The 21,814-nt window shown below is 62.4% G+C and carries 22 protein-coding genes, 1 tRNA gene and 1 pseudogene; 6 read left to right on the top strand and 18 right to left on the bottom strand.

Annotated elements, in window-relative coordinates:
- Position 1: 1 nt before the first annotated feature.
- The 5 genes from AC5ZGW_RS34515 to AC5ZGW_RS34495 form a co-directional block, all read right to left on the bottom strand.
- Positions 2-505, bottom strand: coding sequence for a UPF0262 family protein (locus AC5ZGW_RS34515; RefSeq protein ID WP_028164429.1), 504 nt, complete (start codon positions 503-505; stop codon positions 2-4).
- Positions 502-1,797: a histidinol dehydrogenase gene (hisD, locus tag AC5ZGW_RS34510; protein ID WP_456640762.1), complete on the bottom strand. Its 1,296-nt coding sequence runs from the start codon at positions 1,795-1,797 to the stop codon at positions 502-504. Before hisD ends, AC5ZGW_RS34515 begins: the two co-directional genes overlap by 4 nt.
- Before the next feature lie 206 nt (positions 1,798-2,003).
- On the bottom strand, positions 2,004-2,447 hold the full coding sequence (locus AC5ZGW_RS34505) for a DUF2948 family protein (RefSeq protein WP_130227584.1): 444 nt from the start codon (positions 2,445-2,447) through the stop codon (positions 2,004-2,006).
- 41 nt (positions 2,448-2,488) lie between these two features.
- Entirely contained in the window at positions 2,489-3,778 is a 1,290-nt protein-coding gene (gene murA, locus AC5ZGW_RS34500; protein ID WP_130227585.1) for a UDP-N-acetylglucosamine 1-carboxyvinyltransferase, read from the bottom strand.
- A gap of 88 nt (positions 3,779-3,866) precedes the next feature.
- Positions 3,867-4,805, bottom strand: coding sequence for an SDR family oxidoreductase (locus AC5ZGW_RS34495; protein WP_130227586.1), 939 nt, complete (start codon positions 4,803-4,805; stop codon positions 3,867-3,869).
- Positions 4,806-4,893: 88 nt separating this feature from the next.
- Here AC5ZGW_RS34495 and AC5ZGW_RS34490 point away from each other — a divergent pair, with 88 nt between their 5' ends.
- A complete protein-coding gene (locus AC5ZGW_RS34490; protein WP_130227587.1) occupies positions 4,894-5,541 on the top strand; it encodes a TetR family transcriptional regulator in 648 nt (215 codons plus the stop codon).
- A gap of 207 nt (positions 5,542-5,748) precedes the next feature.
- On the opposite strand, the gene AC5ZGW_RS34485 is transcribed toward AC5ZGW_RS34490, so the two are convergent.
- The 5 genes from AC5ZGW_RS34485 to AC5ZGW_RS34465 form a co-directional block, all read right to left on the bottom strand.
- Positions 5,749-6,573, bottom strand: a complete 825-nt coding sequence (locus AC5ZGW_RS34485; RefSeq protein ID WP_130227588.1) for an alpha/beta fold hydrolase — start codon at positions 6,571-6,573, stop codon at positions 5,749-5,751.
- A gap of 98 nt (positions 6,574-6,671) precedes the next feature.
- On the bottom strand, positions 6,672-7,184 hold the full coding sequence (locus AC5ZGW_RS34480; protein WP_130227589.1) for a hypothetical protein: 513 nt from the start codon (positions 7,182-7,184) through the stop codon (positions 6,672-6,674).
- A gap of 303 nt (positions 7,185-7,487) precedes the next feature.
- A complete protein-coding gene (locus AC5ZGW_RS34475; protein ID WP_130227590.1) occupies positions 7,488-7,796 on the bottom strand; it encodes a UBP-type zinc finger domain-containing protein in 309 nt (102 codons plus the stop codon).
- A 10-nt stretch (positions 7,797-7,806) separates the two neighbouring features.
- Positions 7,807-9,492: an FAD-dependent oxidoreductase gene (locus AC5ZGW_RS34470; protein ID WP_130227591.1), complete on the bottom strand. Its 1,686-nt coding sequence runs from the start codon at positions 9,490-9,492 to the stop codon at positions 7,807-7,809.
- 62 nt (positions 9,493-9,554) lie between these two features.
- The gene (locus AC5ZGW_RS34465; protein WP_130227592.1) at positions 9,555-9,752 is read right to left on the bottom strand and encodes a hypothetical protein; all 198 of its coding nucleotides are present in this window, start codon (positions 9,750-9,752) and stop codon (positions 9,555-9,557) included.
- Positions 9,753-10,049: 297 nt separating this feature from the next.
- Between AC5ZGW_RS34465 and AC5ZGW_RS34460 the strand changes: the two genes are divergently transcribed.
- Positions 10,050-10,124 (top strand) — tRNA-Thr (locus AC5ZGW_RS34460).
- A gap of 183 nt (positions 10,125-10,307) precedes the next feature.
- Here AC5ZGW_RS34460 and AC5ZGW_RS34455 read toward each other — a convergent pair.
- Complete coding sequence (locus AC5ZGW_RS34455; RefSeq protein WP_130227593.1) at positions 10,308-10,751, bottom strand: universal stress protein; 444 nt, start codon at positions 10,749-10,751, stop codon at positions 10,308-10,310.
- Between the two features lie 895 nt (positions 10,752-11,646).
- On the opposite strand from AC5ZGW_RS34455, the gene AC5ZGW_RS34450 reads away from it, so the two are divergent.
- Entirely contained in the window at positions 11,647-11,805 is a 159-nt protein-coding gene (locus AC5ZGW_RS34450; RefSeq protein WP_165435343.1) for a hypothetical protein, read from the top strand.
- 480 nt (positions 11,806-12,285) lie between these two features.
- Here AC5ZGW_RS34450 and AC5ZGW_RS34445 read toward each other — a convergent pair whose 3' ends face one another.
- Positions 12,286-13,329: a calcium-binding protein gene (locus AC5ZGW_RS34445; RefSeq protein WP_245474851.1), complete on the bottom strand. Its 1,044-nt coding sequence runs from the start codon at positions 13,327-13,329 to the stop codon at positions 12,286-12,288.
- On the opposite strand from AC5ZGW_RS34445, the gene AC5ZGW_RS34440 reads away from it, so the two are divergent.
- Entirely contained in the window at positions 13,294-13,965 is a 672-nt protein-coding gene (locus tag AC5ZGW_RS34440) for a hypothetical protein (protein ID WP_245474852.1), read from the top strand. The genes AC5ZGW_RS34445 and AC5ZGW_RS34440 overlap by 36 nt on opposite strands.
- 1,354 nt (positions 13,966-15,319) lie before the next feature.
- Positions 15,320-15,424, top strand: a pseudogene (locus AC5ZGW_RS34435) (winged helix-turn-helix domain-containing protein); the annotation flags it as partial.
- 81 nt (positions 15,425-15,505) lie between these two features.
- On the opposite strand, the gene AC5ZGW_RS34430 reads toward AC5ZGW_RS34435, so the two are convergent.
- Complete coding sequence (locus AC5ZGW_RS34430; protein WP_028164415.1) at positions 15,506-16,114, bottom strand: hypothetical protein; 609 nt, start codon at positions 16,112-16,114, stop codon at positions 15,506-15,508.
- 130 nt (positions 16,115-16,244) lie between these two features.
- A complete protein-coding gene (locus AC5ZGW_RS34425) occupies positions 16,245-17,018 on the bottom strand; it encodes an SDR family oxidoreductase (protein ID WP_130227595.1) in 774 nt (257 codons plus the stop codon).
- A gap of 203 nt (positions 17,019-17,221) precedes the next feature.
- Here AC5ZGW_RS34425 and AC5ZGW_RS34420 point away from each other — a divergent pair, with 203 nt between their 5' ends.
- Positions 17,222-18,100 (top strand): AraC family transcriptional regulator, encoded by an 879-nt coding sequence (locus AC5ZGW_RS34420; protein ID WP_165435344.1) that lies wholly within the window; start codon positions 17,222-17,224, stop codon positions 18,098-18,100.
- 75 nt (positions 18,101-18,175) lie between these two features.
- Here the strand turns inward: AC5ZGW_RS34420 and AC5ZGW_RS34415 are convergent, their stop codons facing one another.
- From AC5ZGW_RS34415 to AC5ZGW_RS34400, 4 genes are all read right to left on the bottom strand, one after another.
- Positions 18,176-18,823, bottom strand: coding sequence for a hypothetical protein (locus tag AC5ZGW_RS34415; RefSeq protein WP_349645098.1), 648 nt, complete (start codon positions 18,821-18,823; stop codon positions 18,176-18,178).
- Entirely contained in the window at positions 18,820-19,308 is a 489-nt protein-coding gene (locus AC5ZGW_RS34410) for a c-type cytochrome (RefSeq protein ID WP_051396781.1), read from the bottom strand. The genes AC5ZGW_RS34415 and AC5ZGW_RS34410 overlap by 4 nt, the downstream gene beginning before the upstream one ends.
- Positions 19,309-19,440: 132 nt before the next feature.
- Positions 19,441-21,153, bottom strand: coding sequence for a PQQ-dependent dehydrogenase, methanol/ethanol family (locus AC5ZGW_RS34405; protein WP_463327163.1), 1,713 nt, complete (start codon positions 21,151-21,153; stop codon positions 19,441-19,443).
- 187 nt (positions 21,154-21,340) lie between these two features.
- Complete coding sequence (locus AC5ZGW_RS34400) at positions 21,341-21,808, bottom strand: copper chaperone PCu(A)C (RefSeq protein ID WP_130227598.1); 468 nt, start codon at positions 21,806-21,808, stop codon at positions 21,341-21,343.
- Positions 21,809-21,814 lie beyond the last annotated feature (6 nt).

Genomic DNA, 21,814 nt, shown 5'->3' with positions numbered 1-21,814 from the left:
CTCATGCGTCCTGCCCCTTCCAGTGGAGGACGCAGATCAGCGTGAACAGCCGCCGCGCGGTTTCGAAATCGACCCGCACCTTGCCCTTCAGCCGCTCCTGCAGCGTGCGCGAGCCCTCGTCATGGATGCCGCGGCGGCCCATGTCGATGGCCTCGATCTTGTCGGGCGTCGCGGTGCGGATCGCCTGGTAGTAGCTGTCGCAGATCATGAAATAGTCCTTCACGATCCGCCGGAACGGCGTCAGCGACAACAGATGCGCCACCACCGGCGTGCCGTCCTCCCGCCGGATGTCGAACATCAGACGGTTGCCGGTGATGGCGATGTGCAGCGTGTACGGCCCGCTCTCTGCGCCGGCCGGCGCGAACAGGTTCTGTTCGATCAGGTCGTAGATTGCGATCGCGCGCTCATGCTCGATATCCGGCCCGGAACGCCCGATCGATTCCTCATCGAGCGTCACCGCGACGATGCGATTGTTGGGGTCCTCCTCAGTGGGCGGCTTGTTCATGAGAGATTGAGGCGCAATCCGACGGAACGGGAATGGGCGTCCAGCCCCTCGGCCTTGCCGAGAGTCATCGCGGCCGGCCCCAGCGCGCGCAACTGGTCGGGGCCGCATTTCAGGATCGAAGTGCGCTTCATGAAGTCGAGCACGCCGAGGCCGGACGAGAACCGTGCCGAGCGAGCGGTCGGCAGCACATGGTTTGAGCCGCCGACATAATCGCCGATCGCTTCCGGCGTATGCGGGCCCAGGAAGATCGCGCCGGCGTTGCGGACCTTGGCCGCGAACGCCTCCGCATCGGCAGTCATAACCTCAAGATGCTCGGCCGCGGTCGCATTCGCGAGCGCCACCGCATCGTCGAGCTTTTTCACCAGGATGATCGCGCCGAAATCATTCCACGAGGCGCGTGCGATTTCCGCGCGCGGCAGGGTTGCGAGCTGCGCCTCCACCGCACGCTCGACATCGGCGGCGAGCCGCGCAGAATCGGTGATCAGGATCGATTGCGCGCTCGTATCATGCTCGGCCTGCGCCAAGAGATCCGCGGCGATCCAGTCGGCATTGCCGGTGTCGTCGGCGATGACAAGCACTTCGGATGGGCCAGCGATCATGTCGATGCCGACCTTGCCGAACACCAGCCGTTTGGCAGCGGCAACATACGCGTTGCCGGGGCCGACGATTTTTGCAACGGGCGCGATCGTGGCCGTGCCATAGGCGAGCGCCGCCACTGCCTGCGCGCCGCCGACGCGATAGATCTCGGAGACGCCGCCGAGATGGGCGGCCGCCAGCACCAGCGGGTTGAGCCTGCCGTCGGGCGCCGGCACCACCATCACCACGCGCGGGACGCCGGCAACCTTGGCCGGCACCGCGTTCATCAGCACCGAGGACGGGTAGGCCGCGGTGCCGCCGGGCACGTAAAGCCCGACGGCCTCGACCGCGCTCCAGCGCCAGCCGAGCTCGACGCCGAGCGGGTCGACAAAGCGCTCGTCCTTCGGCATCTGGCGCTGATGGAAGCTCTCGATGCGATCGCGGGCGAGCTTGAGCGCGTCGACCGTGGCGGCATCGCAGGCCGTCACCGCGGCATCGATCTCCGCCGCGGTGACGCGCAGGCCGGCGGCGTCGAGCTCGAGCCGGTCGAATTTGCGGGTCGCCTCGATCAGCGCGGCATCGCCCCGCGCCACCACATCGTCGACGATCGCCCGCGTGGCGCGCTCGACATCGGCCGACACCTCGCGCTTGGCGGCAAGGAAGGCGGCAAAACGCTGCTCGAAATCGGCGCTGCTTCGGTCCAGGCGGAGGGGCATGGGGCGTTCTTGAATTTGGATTCAGGGTCCCTGCTCAATGGCGCGGCGGATAGGGGCCGTCAACCCTCGATGGCCGACAAAGGGGCCCGGGCCCGTAGGGTGGGCAAAGCCAACGGGTCGCGCGAACGCGCGCCCGATGACAGGCTCCGCGTGCCCACCATCTAACGGCGTGCTCGGAATGGTGGGCACGCTTCGCTTTGCCCACCCTACGGCAGCTCCGGGACTGCCGGCGCGGTGCCGAGGTCGTCGGGGCCGAGATCGGTCAATTCGCATTCCAGGCATTCGACGTCGAGCCGGAGCGTGGCGCCCTGGCTGAACAGGAGCAGAGCGCTGCCGCCGGGGGCGGCGCCCTGGTGAAACTCGATGCCGAGCAGTTCCAGGGTGGCGTCCGGCGCCTCCAGGTTGATCTTGCGCGACTTGCAGGCAAGCACGCGGTCGAAGCGCAGCGCCGCGATCAGCCGGCGCGAGGCGGTTTCGCCCGACAGCGTCTGCTCCCAATCCAGCCTGGACATGCCGACCACGAGCCGCTTCTCGCCCTGGCGCCAGACGATGTCGGAGGCCTGCACGTGGGCATCCTGCACATGCGCCGAGATCACGGCGAGATCGTCGGCATCGAGTGCGATCAGTTTGAGTGGTGCGGGCGGCATCATGCCGAAAGCAATCTCCTGGATCAGAACCGGTTCCGCCGATATCAGTCCCTGATGCGCTCGATCGACGCGCCGCAGGCCGACAACTTCTCCTCCAGCCGCTCGAAGCCGCGATCGAGATGGTAGACGCGGTTGACCATGGTCTCGCCCTCGGCGGCAAGGCCGGCGATGACCAGTGAGACGGACGCGCGCAGGTCCGTCGCCATGACCGGCGCGCCGCGCAATCTGTCGGTGCCGCTTATCGTGGCGGTCTCGCCGTCGAGCGAGATCCTGGCGCCGAACCGCGCCAGTTCCTGCACATGCATGAAGCGGTTCTCGAAGATCGTCTCAGTGATGACGGACGCGCCGTCGGCGCAGGTCATCAGCGCCATCAGTTGCGCCTGCAGATCGGTCGGGAAGCCGGGGAACGGCGCGGTCGTGACCTTGACCGGGCGAAGGCCGGCGCCGTTGCGGCCGATGCGGATGCCGTCATTGTTGACGCTGACGGTGGCGCCGGCTTCGCAGAGTACATCGAGCGCCGATTGCAGCAATTCCGGCCGTGCGCCGGACAACTGCACCTCGCCGCCGGTCATCGCTACCGCCATCGCATAGGTGCCGGCCTCGATGCGATCCGGCAGCACGGTGTGGCGTGTGCCATGAAGCCTGTCGACACCCTCGACGATGATGCAGGGCGTGCCGGCGCCGGTGATGCGCCCGCCCATCTTGTTCAGGCAGGCGGCGACATCGGCGATTTCAGGCTCGCAGGCGGCGTTGGTGATGACGCTGGTCCCCCTGGCAAGCGTCGCCGCCATCAGCGCGACATGAGTGCCGCTCACCGTGACCTTGGGGAAAGCGATGTCGGCGCCGCGCAGGCCACCGGGCGCTTTCGCGACCACATAGCCGCCGTCGATCGAGATCTCCGCTCCGAGCTTCTCCAGCGCCATGATCAGGAGGTCGACCGGCCGGGTACCGATGGCGCAGCCGCCCGGCAGCGACACCCTCGCCTCATGCATGCGCGCAATCAGCGGCGCGATCACCCAGAAGCTGGCGCGCATCCGCGACACCAAATCATACGGCGCGGTGGTGTCGATAATGTCGGCGGCCGAGATGTGCAGGGTCTGGCCCTGGTACTCGCGGTCGCCGGGCCGCTTGCCCGCGGACATGATGTCGACGCCGTGATTGCCGAGGATGCGCTGGAGCTGCGCGACGTCGGCAAGCCGCGGCACGTTGTCGAGGATCAGCGTCTCCTTTGTGAGGAGCGCCGCGATCATCAGAGGCAGCGCAGCATTCTTCGCGCCGGATATCGAGATGGTGCCGTTGAGCTCGTTGCCGCCGACGATTCGGATGCGATCCATGCTGCCTCTTGCTCTGATCCGCGAAAAACCTATCGAAGCAAGGGGCTACCGCAAAAGTGTTGAAATTTAGGGCAATTCCGTAGGCTTTTCAGGCGGCCGCCGCGAACTGGTCGAAGGAGACCCCGGTTAGCGTCGCCGAGGCCTCCCACAGCATCGCCGCGACCGCGGCATCCTTCGCCTGCGGCATGATCTTCGCCTCGACCGGCGGGCCCTTCAACTCGTAGAACCAGTTCGGCCCATAATAGCCGCCGGGCTCGGCGGCCGGCGAGGTCGCGGCAAATAATGTCGGCAACGCACCGGCCGCGGCGGACTGGCTGGCATAGGGTTGCAGCAAGCGGCTGAAATACGACGATAGGCTCCTCGTGCCCGGGCCATTCGGGATCAGGTCGGTGCGCGCATAGCCGGGATGGGCGGCATTGCTCATCAGGCCCCAGCCGGCAGCGTCGCTGCGGCGCTGCAATTCGAGCGCAAATATCAGCATCGCCAGCTTCGACTGGCAGTAGGCGCGCCACGGGCGATAGGACCGCTCCGCCTGCAGGTCGGCGAAATCGATCGCGCCGGAGCGGTGCGCCAGACTCGAGAGATTGACGACCCGGGGCTTAAGGGCGCGGCGAAGCTGCGGCAGCAGGCGCGCGGTGAGCGCGTAATGGCCGAGATAATTGATGCCGAGCTGCATCTCGAAACCGTCCTGCGTCGTCCGCCGCTTCGGCAGCGCCATCACGCCGGCATTGTTGATGAGGAGATCGACCGAAGGACGGCTGATGGCAAAGCGCCCGGCAAAGTCGGCGACCGAGGCAAGGCTCGCCAGATCGAGCGTCTCGTAGCTGACGTCGGCCTTCGGATATTGCGCACGGATGCGCTCGAGCGCGTGCCTGCCCTTGCTGTCGTTGCGGCCGGTCAGAACCACGGTCGCGCCGGCGCCCGCCAGCGCCAGCGCGGTCTCATAGCCGAGCCCGCCGGTGGCGCCGGTGATCACGGCGGTTTTGCTGGTCTGGGGTGGAATGTCTGCAGTGCTCCAGCCGCTCATGCTTATATCTCCTGGTCGAATCGGGGTGTGGTTCCCAGCCGCGCTCCCTAAATGTGCACTAGGTGCAAATTTGCAAGTGGTGAAGGTTTTGAAGCGAGCGGCGAACCTGCGCGGACCGGCTAAGGGCAGGTCATCAAAGGAGAAAACCGCGCCTGGCGCGGCGCCGGGCCTGCGCGCGCGCAAGCGGCAGGAGACGCGCGAGAAGCTGGCGCGGGCGGCGATGGCGCTGTTCCTGGAGCGCGGCTTCGAGGCGACCACACTCGACGACATCGTCGCCGCCGCTGATATCTCCCGCCGCACCTTCTTCCACTATTTCGCCGCCAAGGAAGACGTCGTGTTCGCCTGGCAGGAGGAAGCCAGCGCGGCCCTGATCGCGGCGGTCGCGGCGCGGCCTGCCGGCGAATCCATGCTCGCGGCGGCGGAGAACGCCATCATCGCAATGGCCGGCCAGCTCGATCCCGCCGAAGTGGTGGCGTTGGCGCGGCTGAAGCAGGACAACCCGGCGCTGCAGGCGCGCGATCAGCTCAAGTATGAAAAGCTCGAGCGCACGCTGGCCGACGCGCTTCTGAGGCGCACAGGCAACAAGACAGACAAGATGCAGGCGCGGCTGGTCGCGATGATCGCTACCGGCGCGATGCGCGTCGGTGGCGAACTCTGGGCCGCCGAGGGCGCCCGCGAGACGCCCGAGCTTCTCGCCAGGCGGATGTTCGCGGCAATCCGCGCGATGTTCGAATGAGTGCCCGGACGCGATGAGTAGCTGCTCCCTCTCCCGTTCTACGGGGGCGAGACGAGCATAGCTCGCCCTGGGAGGGTTGGAGTGAGGGGCTCTATCCGCATAAAGGGTGACAGACAGACTCGCGGAGACTCCCCCTCACCCGAAATTCAAGCTGCGCTCGAATTTCGACCTCTCCCCGCGCGCGGGGAGAGGTGAAAGAAGGCCCGCTCAGCCCTTGATGAACGCGAGCAGGTCGGCGTTGATGGTGGCAGCTTCCGTGGTGGGCATGCCGTGCGGAAAGCCCTTGTAGGTCTTCAGCGTGCCGTTTTTCAACAGCTTGGCGGACAGCGGCCCGGCGTCGGCATAGGGCACGATCTGGTCGTCGTCGCCATGCATGACGAGAACGGGCACGTTGATCTTCTTCAGGTCTTCGGTGAAGTCGGTTTGCGAGAAGGCGACGATCCCATCGTAATGCGCCTTGGCGCCGCCCATCATGCCCTGGCGCCACCAGTTCTGGATGATGGCTTCCGAAGGTTTGGCGCCTGGCCGGTTGTAGCCGTAGAACGGGCCCGCGGCGAGCTCGCGATAGAATTGCGAGCGATTGGCGGCGAGCTGCGCCTGCAGCCCGTCAAAGACATCCTTGGGCAGGCCGCCCGGATTGGCCGGGGTCTGCACCATCAACGGCGGCACCGCGCTGATGATCGCCGCCTTCGCCACCCGGCTCTCACCGTGCCGCGCGATATAGTGGACCACCTCGCCGCCGCCGGTGGAATGACCGACGTGAACGGCGTTCTTCAAATCGAGATGCGCGGTCACCGCCGCGAGGTCGTCGGCATAGTGATCCATGTCGTGGCCATCGCTCACCTGGCTCGATCGGCCGTGGCCGCGGCGGTCATGCGCGATCACGCGAAAGCCATGATTGAGGAAGAACAACATCTGGGTGTCCCAGTCATCAGATGACAACGGCCAACCGTGACTGAACACGATAGGCTGACCACTGCCCCAGTCCTTGTAGAAAATCATGACGCCGTCTTTGGTGGTGATCGTGGGCATCGCGCAGCCTTTCGTACGAGTGAAGCCGATGGAACATACCGGTCTAGGCATGCTCCGGATTTCAAAATCGCCCTGCGATTATCAAACCGCGATGTCAGTCACGCGAACGAGGTCATCGGCCTGAAGCGCCGCCAGATGCCGATGATCGCCACCACGAACAGCACCAGCACGATGCCCTGCACGACGGCGAAGACCGGGCCGGACGGGGGCGCCGGCGGCACGCTCGGCGCCAACGCGTGCAGCGGGGGTATCTTGAGGAAGGACTGAACCACCAGCACGAAGACGTTGAGATAGAGCGATATCATCGCCGTCACGATGTAGATCGGACGCCAGGCGCCCGAAAGCTTCATGACATAGAGCGCGATGCAGGCGATCGCGAGCAGGATTAGCGAAATGATCCCGAAGATATGCGAGGGCAGCAGCTCCTTAAACGGAAACATGAATCCGGTGACGCTGGTGAGGATCGTGAACAGCAGGAAGATCGCGGTGAGGCCGGGCATCTGCTTCGAGCCGAGCAGGGCGAACATCACGACAAGGCCCGCGACGATTGCAATCAGACTGATCACCACGTGAACAAGCGTAAACGTGGCCAAGCTCATACCCAGGACCATGTGAAGCACTCCCCATTGAGAACCGCGCGGAACACTACGATGCAACAAATGAGATTGCTACATGCTTCACGGATCGGAAGCCGACTTATATGATGAAGATAAGATGATTATGATGCGAATAAACTAAAGTATGGGATTTGCCGAAACTGTTTGCATGCCTGTCATAAATGACAGCACACCGACAGCAATCACCAACTATTTGTATTAGTGCCGTAGCCCGGGTGAAGCGAAGCGTAACCCGGGGGCCGCTCGTAAACGCGGATGCAGTGGTCCCGGGTTACGCGTTTCCCACGGCGTTATGAATCAATAGTAGCGCGGGATCGGGCCGTTATGCGGCGTCCTGCGCTGCGAGAGATCGAACAGCACGCGATCGACATAGCACCAGCCCCAGCCTTCCGGCGGATCGTAGCCTTCGATGATCGGATGGCCGGTCGCGTGGAAATGCGCGGTCGCATGCTTGTTGGGGGAATCGTCACAGCAGCCGACATGGCCGCAGGTACGGCAGATCCGCAAATGCAGCCATTGGCTGCCGCTCTTTAAGCACTCCTCGCAGCCGAGCGCACTCGGCGTGACGGTCTGGATGCCGGCGATATGGGTGCAGCCTTTCGACATCTGCTCTTTCCTAAGCCGTGGAAGTGGCGTTGTCGGCGAGGAAGCCGTGCAGCGCCGCCACGACCTGCGCGCCCTCGCCGATCGCGCCGCCGACGCGCTTGACCGATCCGGAGCGGACGTCGCCAACGGCGAACACGCCGGGCACCGTGGTTTCCAGCACTTGTCCCAGCCCGTTCTGGCCGGTGAGCACGAAGCCTCCGCGGTCGACCTTGACGCCGCAGCCCTCGAGCCACCCGGTCGCGGGATCGGCGCCGACGAACAGGAACACGTTGTTGACGTCGAGCGTGTGCTGCTCCGGCGCCAGGCGGCTCTTCCAGCGCGCGCGTTGGAGCGTAGCGTCCTCGCCGCCTTCCAGCGCTGTGATCTCGGTGTTGAACATCAGTTCGATGTTCGGCGTCGCCTCGATGCGTTCAATCAAATAGCGTGACATGCTGGCCCCGAGGCCGCCGCCGCGGATCATCATGTAGACCTTGCGCACATGGCCCGACAGGAACACTGCGGCCTGGCCAGCCGAATTGCCGCCGCCGACCAGCACCACGTCCTGCCCCGCACACAGCTTGGCCTCGATCGGCGAGGCCCAGTACCAGACGCCGCGGCCCTCGAAGGCCTCGAGGTTCTCGATGCTCGGCCGGCGATAGCGCGCCCCGCTCGCCACCACGATCGATCTTGCACGCAAGGTGTGCCCGCATTCGGTCGCGATCGAGAACAGGCCGTCCCGCTTGGAGCAGTCGAGCGATCTGACGGAAACCGGGATCAGGATATCGGCGCCGAATTTCTGCGCCTGGTTGAAGGCGCGGCCGGCAAGCGCCTGGCCGGAAATGCCGGTCGGAAAGCCCAGATAATTCTCGATACGGGCGCTGGCGCCGGCCTGACCGCCAAAGGCGCGCGAATCGAGCACCGCGACCGACAGGCCTTCGGACGCCGCGTAGACGGCGGTGGCGAGCCCGGCCGGCCCGCTGCCGACAACGGCAACGTCATAGAGCTTGTCATGGGCGTGGTCGCCGATCATGCCCATCGCCATTGCAAGCGCGGTCTCGGATGGATTACGCAGCACGTTGCCGTTGGGGCAGACGACCAGCGGCAGTTCGGCGCGCGTGGCCGAATAACGCGCGATCAGGTCGGCCGCGTCCTTGTCGGTTGAAGGATCGACCACGTGATAGGGCTGGCCGTTGCGCGCCAGGAAATTCTGCAACTGCGCGATCTTTCCGAGCGACGGCGGGCCGATCAGCACGGGGCCGCCGACGCCGCCCTGGATCAGGTTGACGCGACGCAGGATCAGCGCGCGCATGATGCGCTCGCCGAGATCGGCTTCGGCCACCAACAGCGCCCGCAATCTTTCCGGCGGGATCAAGAGCGTCTCGACATCGCCTTCGGCATGGCCGTCGACCAGCGCGGGCCGGCCGGAGAGCTGGGCAATCTCGGCCAGGAATTGTCCCGGCCCCTGATCAATCACCGGCGTGACATGGCCGAGGCCATCGCGCTGGGTGATCGCGACCGTGCCCGAAAGCACCACGAACATCCCCGGTCCCGGCTTGCCGGTCTCGAACAGCGCTTCGCCGTCCCTATAGTGCCTGACCTCGCCGAACCGGCGCATGCGCTCGATCTCATGCTCGGTCAGGGTCGGAAAGGTCTGCTCGTGCCGCGGAAACGCGAGGGACCTCGCGCTGATCGGATTCGCCATCGCTTCTGCAGCCATCTCAGCAACTCACTCCTCTTACCAAAACACGGGCGCACCACCTGCCCATCAGTTGGGACCGGCTAGCGATCCGGCTCGCCGCCGCTCGCGTCATCTAGTCGGCCCTCGGCCGTTTCGGAAGATGCAGGACCGCTACGCCCGCGCGCCTGCGATTTCCGCCGCTTGAGGTTTTCGCGCAGCGCGAGCTTGAGGCGATGCTGTCTTGATTCGCTCGATGCGATCGCGCTCTGCCGCTCCTGCCTGTCCTTCTCGTCCTGCATGTTGCATCCGTCTTTCAAACTTGCATGACAATAGACCAGGCGCCGAGGGACATGCACCGGTCGATCGGGGAGGTGGGCTCCCCCGGTCTTCTGTGAGGTGGCAGGATGAACCGGCCAAAGCCACACTCCCGAGCACGCCCCCGGGGAACCGAAGCGCGCCGGATTGGCCGAATTTCGACCGGACGAAGCGTTTTTGCGAGCCGCCTCCCGTCCCCGCGCTTGCGCCGGAGGGGGCCTTGTGGCAAGAACCGCCGCGCCCGGAGGCGCCAACTAGGCCGATTCTTTATTCCCGGGCATGCTGCCGTAGCTCAGTGGTAGAGCACTCCCTTGGTAAGGGAGAGGTCGACAGTTCAATCCTGTCCGGCAGCACCAGATAAATACACCAAATCAATGACTTAGCGAATCATCTCCGAGATTATTTGGCCCGGAAGATAGCAGAAATCTTCGGCTCGATCAGAGCATTGCCGGTGTTGCCCCGAGGCGGACATCGGGTTTGCCGGCGAAGCCCAGCCAAGGAGCCGGCTTCACCACACCCTGCACCATCATTTATGTCTGTTACCGCACGACCAACACCGGCACGCTTCCGTCCGCCAGGACCTCCGATGTTTGGCTCCCCAACCATAGCTTCCTGAGGCCGCGACGCCCATGAGAGGCCATAACGATCAAGTCGCAGCCTCTGGACTTTGCTGTGTCGATAATCGCAGTGGCTGGGTGCGCATTCGGAGCATGCAAGAGTTCTGCGGATATCCCGACCTGCTCCGCCACGGCCCGCGCTTCATCGAGCGCTTTGCCCGCACGTTCCTTGCAGGCTGCGTCAAAGCTATCAAACATTTCCTGCGCGGGAATCCATCCCCCGTGCCCGCTCCCGATCGGCAGAGGCTCCGTCACCGCGATGACTGTCACTTTAGCATTCAAGGCTTTTGCTAAAGCAATCCCGTGCTCAACGCCTTTTCTCGCGACATCCGATCCATCCGTGCTCAAGAGAATATTGGCGTACATTTGGGGGCTCCCTTGCTCGTCGAACATTTTCCCTAAGGTCGGCGCGGCTTGATCCGCGCTATCAGATCCGGGCACACGGGATAAACCAGCCGTCGGTTGAAGCCGACCGCATCCCTATCGAAGACGACCCGCTCGCACCAGCCGCGGCCTCGCAAATACGTGGTGCATTTGTGCTATCTGGTTAGTGGGTCAGTTTGTAGCAGTGTCCGCCGCCCCTGTGCCTGACGCGCGCGCGACACTTATCCAGCGTCGAAAATGAGCAGTCAGGCTGTCCTGCGGCTTTCGCTCCCCTTAACTGCGCACAGAACGTGGCAGCATTGGCAGGGTCTTGAGGACAAAGAACGAAGCCCATCGAGAGAAGCGTCATGATAGCAATAAGTGCTAGCGTTGAACGCGACATATCAAGCCTCCCTATGAGGTTTTGCCCACGCGGCAAGCACACGCGTCATCACAGCACGTTGGTCCGGAGCAGCGGCGGCGCCGCTCCGGACCAACGACACCGCTTTGAGCGGCTTGGGGCACGCCAGAAGCAGCGCAAGCTGGTGTAACGGCGCTCGCCGCGGGTCTTCAAGTAGAAGAAACCCGCCCTTCTCGACGGAAAAAGTCCCTAGAGCGCCGGTTGCTATGCAAACCGGTGTCCCCCTCGGATCAAGCCCGAGGGCATGCTTCGCTCGAAAACGGTCCAGCCCAAGACTGATCGTATTTTTGCGACTGATCGTATTTTGCGCCCTGGGGAGCACCGCACAATATATCAACGGCTGGTCGCGCGTTGAGGGGAGAAATGATGGACCTCACTCAAATCATCGGCTTCGTGGCGGATTCGGGACAACCTTCGCAGATCTGCCCGACCTCATTGCGATGCTGAATCGGCGCTCCAGCGTCGGCATGACCCCGAATGGCAGCCATCATGGGCACTTTTCAAATTCTCTGGGTGATCTATGGCGTATCGATCGGCTCAAAGAACATCGTCATGTGGAATGTGATCGCGGTCGCGACCAATTACCTTACCGTTGGGGCATACATGTACTTTCGTCGCCACGAAGCGCGATCGTGATATCGGATTGCGGGCTGAGCCGCGCGAAGCGACGCTACCTCATGTCCTGAGGGCGTCGACCATGTGGGCGATGAGAAGGCCAACGCTGAGGACCGTCAGGCAAACAATTACAGCTTGAAACAACATCGGTGCGAATTCCGGTGGGGCCGAGGACCTCATATAGTCCTCAAACGTCGGCGGCTTTTGGTCGTCCCGATGGCGCCTTGGTGTTCACGCGATTACAAATTTGCAAGGGTCGCGTTTCCAAGGTCGCGTTTGCAACGATCACGCCGCTTCTTCGACGTGGACGGGCATCCGGCCTCCGCAATCGTTGGCCGTCGGCGCCCTTGGCAGCCATCGGTAATGAGAACGCCCAGCAATTCTCCCGCCCTGCTCGAGCGCACGGCTGCGATTGAGCCGGCGATGTCTGCTCATCAAGGTACGAGCAGACATCGCGATGGCCCGCAGGCCGTTTTTCCGAAAATGGACCGCGCCAGCCAGCTAGGCGAACCAAAAATCACTTGCGCTGAGGTTCTGAACGCCCGCGATGGTGACGTCATTATTGGCATCAAAGTGAATGACGGTGTTTCCACCGGTCACCTGGATATTCAAGTCGCCAAAATCGTGGATGTTGTTCGCCGCCAAGGCCGTGAGATCGATCTTGTCCCGCCCGGTTTGGAAATCGGCCGTGTCATGCCCGTTCTGGGCGGCAAAGACGAACGTATCCGCGCCGCGCTCACCAAGCATATTGTCGTTTCCGATGCCGCTCGTGAGCCTGTCGTTGCCATCGCCGCCATCGAGGACGTTTCCTGACCCGCCAATGACCGTAAGCTGATCGTTGCCTGCACCACCGTTGAGGAAGCTCGATCCGAGCGAACCTGGCGCAACAGTTGCCGTCAGGACATCATTTCCAGCGCCGCCATCCAGGCGGTTCTCGGCAACAGAGTTGTCCATAACCCCGGGAATGGGAGTTGCCGAAAGAAACGCGGTGAGTTGGTCATCTCCGGCCCCGCCATTCAGGACATTCGCGACATTGTAGAGCTCCCCCCCGGGAGAACCAAGCCTCCCGCCGGCTACCGCGTCGAGATGTGCCGTGAGGCTGTCGTTTCCGCTACCGCCCTCGAGTTGATTGAGTGCGCGAACGGCTTCACCAAGCGCGGTGGAGTTCGCAATCAAGGTGTCATTGCCTCTCCCGCCGTCCAGATAATTCGTGAGATCCGTAACGGCGTTCTCCCCATCGGTAGAATGAGTCGCCTCGAGGGTGTCATTGCCGTCATCGCCCCAAAGCTGGTTGATGCCGACCGGCGTGCTGCTATTTGAGTCCGTCAGATTGAAAGCGCGCAATATGTCGTCGCCCCGACCGCCGTGAAGCTCATTTGTCACCAGGTCGGTGGAATTGGATTGTCCTATAGCGGCCGCGTCCAGCACGTCGTTGCCGTCACCACCGAAGAGCACGTTGCTGGCGCTGCTGTTGAGCCCAGAGAATTCTGTTTCGGCACGAGCCGTGATGTGGTCATCGCCGGAGCCACCGTCGACGGTGTTCATGACGATACTATCTCCGAAGGCGTTGTGGCCATCCGCAAGGGCATGAATGGTATCATCGCCGCTTCCGCCGAACACGTGGGTGCTGACGGTTACAGTTTCGAAGACCCGAGGCGCCACATTTGCTGTGGCGTTGATAACGTCGTTTCCGCTGCCGCCATCGAGGAGCACATCTGCGGTCTTCTCGGTGCTCTGAGGCGTGCTCTCACCCTGAAGAGTGACCGTCCCATCGAGGTGGTCATTGCCCGTTCCGCCGAACTGAATGGCAAGTCCGTGCAAATCGCCCTGCGGCACGACAACATTGGTTGTCAAAGTGTCATCGCCGCGACCGCCGATCAACGCGGTCCGGTTGAATGCGCTGCTCAAATGATCATCGCCGGCAAGGCCCAACACAATGTCGCCGTCAGCCTGTGCGGCAAGGACATCGTCGTGGCGGGTGCCGATGATCAAATTGTTGACGCGATCGATGAGGGAAAGCCAATCGAAGGCCCGGGAATCTGGAAAAAACCCTTCAGTTCCCAACAATTGCTGGGCGGCCTGGCTCTTGATGGAATTCGCCATATTTTCCTCCTTGGCACCTGGATAATGATGTCGATCAAATTCGAGCAACGAAATCGCATTCCGCAAAATGCGGAATAAATGACAATTAAATGACGGGATTGTGCGCTGCGCCCGCCCGCAAATTCAGGCCGCGTATTCGGCGGCCACGGGCGACCTCTCGATTATCCTCCTACGTCGCTCTTGCCGTTGCGGCTTCCGCGGTCGCCGGAAGCAAAATCGCCGCGAGTTTTCAGGAAATCGCGCCGATCAGAAGCGGATTGGGATTCGACCATGGGGTCTCTTCTGAGTTGAGCATCCAAATCTCTTTCTTACAGAATGAAACGAACCCATCGAATTAAATCCACCAAACTACAAAATATTAAATCAGAAGTTGCGCGACACCTAATCACATTTAATTCGCGCCGTGTGGTGCGACAATATATCCGGAGTCGTCAGACTGGAGCGGTTCCCACTTGTTTTCGCGACCGCGCTTCGCCACGGAACGAGTTCGTTCGCAACGTCAGGGATGGCGCTGCGGCTCAGGTGAGCGGAAACCCGCGTGGCCGGGGCCGCTTGAATCCGCGGGGAAGCAGCCGGTGATGAGATTGAAGAGAAATCTTCAGCTCGTGCGCCTTTGCGATGACGCCACTCGGAGATCGATGCAGCATCCGCGCGATGCTCTGTGCGGGGTAATCGCGACGCGCCATTCGCTTGAGATCGTCGACGTCCAGGTCAGACCAACGGCGTCCCATGATCCCTCGAGATAATCTCTTGAATACGGATCGAAACGAGCAATTGATTGGATGGGCTTCGCGGACCAGATCGGGAAATGCTTGAGACGCTGAAAATGTACCGGGCGCCGGTTTCTTTGACAGTGCTAACACCGCGGCGGCTCCCGTTCTTCCCCGGAAAACTACGGCATTCGCGTGCGGAAAGGTGAAGCAGTTCGGCGGGGGTGGCCGCTTCGGCGGTGCTGCGCCCTTGCGCTCAGCGGAGCCGCCCTGACTTGGCCGGCTTGATCGTTCGAAGCGTGTTGCGGTTCGTCATCAACCGAAATCCGTCCATGAACTCAACGAGGCACCGGTTCTTGTTGCCGCGGACCAGTACGCGGCAACCTTGGCCCTTCCGCGCTTGATCGCGGCCGCGATAGATATGTGTCAGCACCTTGTTGGACAGCACGATTGCCCTACCTTTCGTGCGAGGTTCACAGAACGGCCCTGGCCGGGGCGACGGGACCTTCAGGGGGCTCCGGAAAAATGCGCTAGGGTTTGGCGCCGAATGGTAGTTCCAGGGATGTGCCTTTTTAACCTACCTTTTCGGGTATAAACGCGAAGCGCGATATCGGGCCGTGCACACGATAGGACGAAGCCAAGCGCTGAAGCGGCCGCTGCCGGATGACATTCTGAAGATCGTCATGCGGGGCCCCGCTACGCGGATGTAGATCTCCGCACCAGTGCACGCAAGCGATGACGTCTTTGATCGACGCATTGATGTTCAGGTGAAGCGCTTGCGACGCGAACTGGAGGCTGATCCCTTCTCGCCGAAGATGATCCTGACTCACAGAGGAGTTGATGCCTATTGCGTGCGACGTGGAGCGATCCGAACAGCCGCGGTGCGCCATGCCGCCGCGTCGACCGGCTCAGTTCGGACCCATCACGTCGAACAAACTCACGACCCAGATAATCTGGATTGCCAGCGCAGAGGCGACGAACGAGACGTGGTACCGTTCGGAAGCCGAAAGCAGCGCCCCTATTGTCCCGCCGATCAGCAGGCTCTGCCTCACCGGATAATACCAGCCGTAGAATTGCTTGTAGTAATTCGCGCCTTTCAGGAGCGTGTCGAAGACATCGATCGAAAATAGAATCAAAACGAGAACGTAGAATACCCTCCTGCGATCCCAGAAATACTCCTTCAGCCCCTCATGTTCACCGATGTTATCCGGAAAGATCATCGCGGACAGCATCACGAACACCACCGCGTAGCAGATGATGAGAAAATAGCTCTCGAACGTCCACCGCTCGATCCTGGACAGCGCGAATTCGAACCACCAGAAGTGGATGATGGCGAGGAACAGGAAGATAGCCCATCCAATATGGAGGAGGTTGATCCTCTCCTTGCCGGGGTGCTGAATGAACCGCGTTACACCGCTGACGAGCCGGGCAAGGCTGATGCCCAGGATCATTCCGACGATGATACGGATGTGGACGAAGATCTCATGGCTCTGATGCAGGTCATTGTAGCCATCCATCGGAGTGCCCCCCGGTTGACGTCACAATGAGCCTCAGGCTCTGACGGCATGTGACAACGTGCCAGGAACCCTGGCACGTTCCGATCAGTTCGAACTGCGACGCCAACCAGGGATCTGGCTGGCGGACGCCTCACTTCGTGGTGTAGCCGCCGTTGACGAGAATGGTCTGACCCGTCATCCACCAACCGTCAGACACCATGAAGCGAATCCAGGGCACGATGTCCTGGATATCGGTGAGACCCGTCCTGGTCAACTTCGACAGGGCTGCCGCGGTCTTGTGATAGGCGACCGCATCGGCGCCTTCGGCCGGATAGAAGAAGGGCGTGTCCATCGGACCGGGGCCGATCGCCGTCACCGAAATGCCCCGGGCGCCGAACTCCTTGGCCCCGGCCCGCGTAAAGTGTTCGACCGGCGCTTTCATGCCAGCATAGGCCGCATAGAACGGCGTGAACGCACCCAGCAGCGACGTCACCAGAGTGCAGATCTTGCCGTTATCGTTAAGCGTCTTGCCCGCCTCTTTGAGGAAGAAGAAGGCGGACTTCGCATTCACTGCGCTCATCTCGTCGAATTCTGTTTCGGTGATCTCGGCCATCGGCTTCTTGAGCACCTTGCCGTTGGTATTGACGGCGATGTCTGGCTTGCCGATGGCGGCAACGGTTTCGGCGAACAGCTTCTCGACGGCAGCGGCGGTCGTGAGGTCGCCTTGAAAGGCCACGGCCTTGGCGCCGGCAGCATTGATGGCTTTTACCGTCTCGTCGGCGGCTGGTTTGGTTGCAGCGCTATTGTAGTGAATGGCGACGGCTTTCGCGCCGTGCATGGCAAGGTCTCGGGCGAGCAGGCCGCCGAGATTCTTCGCACCGCCGGCGATGATGACAGTCTTACCCTCGATGCTGTGATCAGTCATATTTTCTCTCCTTGTACCAAGTCTATCCCTTGCCCGATGATCGATGCCATTTCATCAACCAGGCGCGCCCCACGTGATGAAACTGGGTGGTATTTCGACAACCTGATCACTTTCTGCTAGCGTGCCGTCGACTGATCGAGCGAGTGCTTGCGTCGTGGACGAGGTCGGCGGCATCCGCCGAAGTGATGTTGTGGAGGAAGGACTTGCCAGCGTTGCTAGCTTGCGTTCCCGACGCCTGGGGTCCCAAGTTCGACACCGAAAGCGGCGCGGTCACACGAACGCGGACTGGCCCGAACGAAATCGCCTTCAAGGCGCCGGCGCATATGGCACTGGTGATGTTGACGCCGCAACCCAATCGCGAAATCGCTCTCAACAGCAGCCGGAAGACGGCGACGCTGGCGCCGGTCGGGACGATCGAGGTGGTGCCGGCCGAGGCTGACCTGTTCGCGCGTTGGTGCGTCACGAAGGAGAACCTGCTCATCGCGCACGACCAACACCGTCTGGCTGAGCTCGCCGGAGCCGAGTTTCAGAACAAGGATTTCGAGTTCCGGCCACCCAAACCCGGCTTCGTCGACCAACAGGCGCTGCAGCTCGCCAATCTGATCCGCGCCGAATTCCAGCACGGCGAAGCCGCGAACGACCTCTGTCTTGACGCGTTGATCACGCTGTTTGGCACTCACCTCTTGCGCAGCTATTCGTCGTTCAGCGACCGGCCGCGCCGTTTGCGCAGCGGCGGTCTTTCACCAAGGGCATGGCGCGCCGTGACGGACTACATCCACGCCAATCTGTCGGAGAGCCTGTCCGTCGGTCGCCTTGCCGAAGTGGCCGGACTTTCACCGAGCCATTTCCTGCGCGCCTTCCGGCAATCGTCCGGCCAGGCACCCCACCAATATGTCGTCACGCAGAGGCTTGCCCTTGTCGAGCGGCTTACCAAGACGACCGATATGCCTTTCGCCGCGGTGGCGAAAGCCGCCGGCTTTTCCAGCAACAGCCATATGACCGCAACCATGAAACGGACGTGGGGCGCCACGCCGAACAACCTTCGGCGCGAGGAAAGACGGCTCGGTATGGAGCCTGAGTGAAGCGGAAACGCTTTAGATTCTTGTTTCGACGCGTTTTCTTCACGCGAACCGGTATCCACTTCGCTCGAAAACGCTCTATTCCTTGGCGCGCAGGATGCTGATCCGCGTTTCGTCGACGAAGCTCTTGGTGTCCTGATCGGGCCGGCGGAACAGGTTGCGTTCGACGACGAGTGAGCGACCGCCGATGGTCTTGGTGCAGCGTTCCTTGAGGTAGACGCCGCCGACCGGCTGGTCTCCGGAATCCGGCTGACCTTCGGTGCAGGCCCAGCCCTCGGCGCCATAGCGCGACTTGGCCTGCAGCCCGAGCAGGAATGCCTTCTTCCGGATATAGAGACGCGCCTTCGGATCGGTCTCGATCAGCAATCCGGAAACATGCCCGCTATCGTCGATCAACAGGGTGAGAAGCGCCGGATGGCCCGCCACCATCGTGCCGTCCCGGCTGGTCATGGGATCATATCCAAACCGGACTGCCCGCGCCCCGCTGGCGCCGGCAGGACAGTCGCGCCAGTCTTTCCAGCCGGTCAGCGTATGTCTTGGATCCGTCGCACAGTAGAGGTCTACATAGCCTGATTCCGCGAGTTCGTTCACGGCCATGCCGAGGCGGATGTCGCGCAGGTCATTGCCGCCGAATTCTTCCGTCCGGGCCGAAGAATTGGCGAACGCGACCGCCTGCCAGGCGAGCAGGACGCTGAGGATTGCACAAAGCTTCAACCTGATCGTCACTGGCTCTTCCCCGTGCTGGCCGTCGCATCATCCTGCTTCTTGTAGATGTCGCAGACCCGCGACGTGCTCGAGAAGAAGGTGACGCATTCCGCATAAGTCGGCTCGCCGGCGCCCTTGATATGCGCAAGCACATAGTCGGCGACCGCCTCGATATCCTTCTGCCGCAGGAACGTTCCGGCCTCAGGCGGCATGTGGCCGCCTGCCTCCTCGCGGTTCATGCCATAACACTTCACCTCATCATAGGCGCCGCGCACGAAGAACGGCATGCCTGTAGAGGGCCGCCCGCAACTGACGGTTTCAATGATTTGCTCACGCGTCAGCACGGTCTTGCGCAGCGACAGCGCATCGCCACCGTAACCGCCGCCGCCATTGCCGTGCCATTTGTGGCAACCCATGCAATTGGCCTTGCTGAACACCGCCTTGCCGGCATTGGTCGGATCCGAAGCCGTCGCCTGCGCCGACTGGCCGAAAGCTGCGGCTGGCATCGAAAGAGTCAGGGCGACGACACTCGTAAGCAGCACGCGTGCCGCCGCCGGGGATGCGTTGAAGATCATCATGACGTCTCTTGTTGACGAAACGGGAGGGCCCGACATTGCGGGCCCTCCATGGTTGGAAAGTCAGAGCGCGAACACGTAGAGCATCGATCCCGGCTGGATCTTCTTCAGCTCGGGCGTCGAATCGATGAACCACTTGTCCCAGGCGCCGCCGAGACCGACGAGGATGGCGAGATACTGCTTGCCATCGACCGTGAAGGTCATCGGCGGTGCGTTGACGCCGCCTCCGGTGTTGAACTCCCAGAGCTTCTGCAGCGACTTGGCATCAAGCGCCATCACTTCGCCGGACGGCTGGCCGCTGAAGACGAGATCAGGGGTTGCAAGAATGCCGCCCAGATTGGGGAACGGCGTTTCCATCTTGCCCGCGATCTTGCCGGTGGTGACGTCGATCGCGGTGACGCTGCCCGTGATCTTGAACGGCTGGCTCGGACCACCGCCGGTCCAGAACTCACGCGGCTTCAGCTTGTCGGGCGTAGCGACCTCGACCTTGATCCGGTTGCAGCTCTCGATGACAGGGATGTACCAGAGCTTCAGGTCCGGATTGTAGGCGGTCGGCGGCCAGTTCTTGCCGCCCATGTTGCCGGGGCAGATGTCGGTTTCCATGTTGGTGCGGCTCGGCGTCACCGAGGCGACGTAAGTCTGCACCGCCTTGTTCGGATCGTACTCGATCGGCTTGCCGGTCTCCGCATCGAGCCCCTTGGTCCATGTGACCTTCTTGACGAACGGAAGGCCCCAGATGAACTTGCCGGTGGTGCGATCGATCGCATAGGCGAAGCCGTTACGGTCGGCCTCGAGCGCGAGCTTGCGCGGTCCGCTGGGTCCGGGGATATCGACCAGCACATTCTCCGCCACGCTGTCATAGTCGTAAGGGTCGTTCGGCGTGTGCTGATAGTGCCACTTGATTTTGCCGGTGTTGGCATCGAGGGCCAGCGAGCTGTCGGTGTAGAGATTGTCGCCCGGCCGATACTCGTTGTCCCAGTCCGGTCCCGGATTGCCGACGCCCCAGATGATGGTGTCGGTCGACGGATCGTAGCTGCCGGTCACCCAGGTCGAACCGCCGCCGGCGGCGGCCGCGTTGTTGCTGTCCTTCCAGGTATCGCTGCCCGGCTCGCCCTTGCCCGGAATCGTGTGCGTGCGCCAGAGTTCCTTTTGGGTGTTGAGATCGGTCGCGGCGATCCAGCCGCGGATGCCGTATTCCGCGCCGGCCACGCCTGTTATCGCCATGTTCTTGACGATCAGGGGCGCGCCGGTGATGACCTCGCCCTTGTCAGGATCGGCGACGGTGCGTTGCCAGGCGACCTGACCGGTCTCCTTGTTGGTCGCGATCAGCCGGCCGTCCAGCGTGTGGGAAATGACGAGATTGCCCCACAAGGCGACGCCGCGGTTGTCGACGCCGCAGCAGGCGACGGCACCGGCCCAGTCACGGTCGGTCTTGGGATCCATCTTCCAGACCAACTGGCCGCGGCCGCCATGCGCGTCGATCTTGTAGACCGAGCCCCATCCATCGGTGACGTAGAGGAAGCCGTTTTCGGCGATCGGCGTGCCTTCGAGGCCGCCATGGCTCCAGATGCCGCCGGGCTCGATGCCGCCGAGATGCATGGTCCAGGCGACCTTCAGGTTCTTGACGGTATCGCGGTTGATCTCCTTGAGGGAGGAGAACCGGTGCGCGGAGTAGTTCTGGTGATGATGAAGCCAGTTGCCCGGTTCCTTGTCGACGTTGAGCAGCCGTTCCTGGTTGACCTCGTCAGCAGCGAAAGCTGGCAATGCCGCCATCATGCCTCCGGCGGCGACTGCTGCAGCGAGCAGACCCGCTCGCCTGGTGATTCTTCTTGCGTGACCTGAAAATCGCTCCATGAGCAAATGCCCTCCTTTGGCAAGTTCATGTTGGATCGAGCGTCCGGCACATCCGAACCGCTCAGTCGAGAAGCCTCATTCAGCGGGCTCACCTTGCCCGTTGTCGCGATCACGGCGTTCGTGAAACCTCCACCTCCGTTTCCTTGGTTCCGGCTTTCTGGAAGACGACGGCGCATGTGAACTTCTCGCCGTCGGCAAGCTTCTGCCGCGTCTGCAGCAGCATCACGTGATATCCGTCGCGCTTGAGCTCGGTGGTCTTGTTTTCCGGAATCGGAATCGACTTGATCTCGCGCATGGCCGGCGCACCCTCGCCACGATCGACGGTGTGCTTTTCGGAGAAGTTCGCGAACGGACAGCGGACCCGCAGTATCGCGTCGGGCTCGGTCGCATCGTTCCTGATCGTCATCAGTAGCGGGAGATTAATGCCGATCTCGTCGGCTGCGGGCACGCGGGCGTTGGTCACCTGCAGCGCAACATCCGCTGCGGCGGCACCGGGTGTCAGCCAAGTTCCGACGGCAACCAACCCAATCGCAAGGATTCCCGAACTGCGGGACAACGATGTCGCTATGGCGATCATCGGCTA

It is taken from the genome of Bradyrhizobium sp. Crot121, assembly GCF_059512385.1.
Note: the sequence above shows the minus strand (reverse complement) of the source record. Positions and strands in the feature narration are given on the sequence as shown.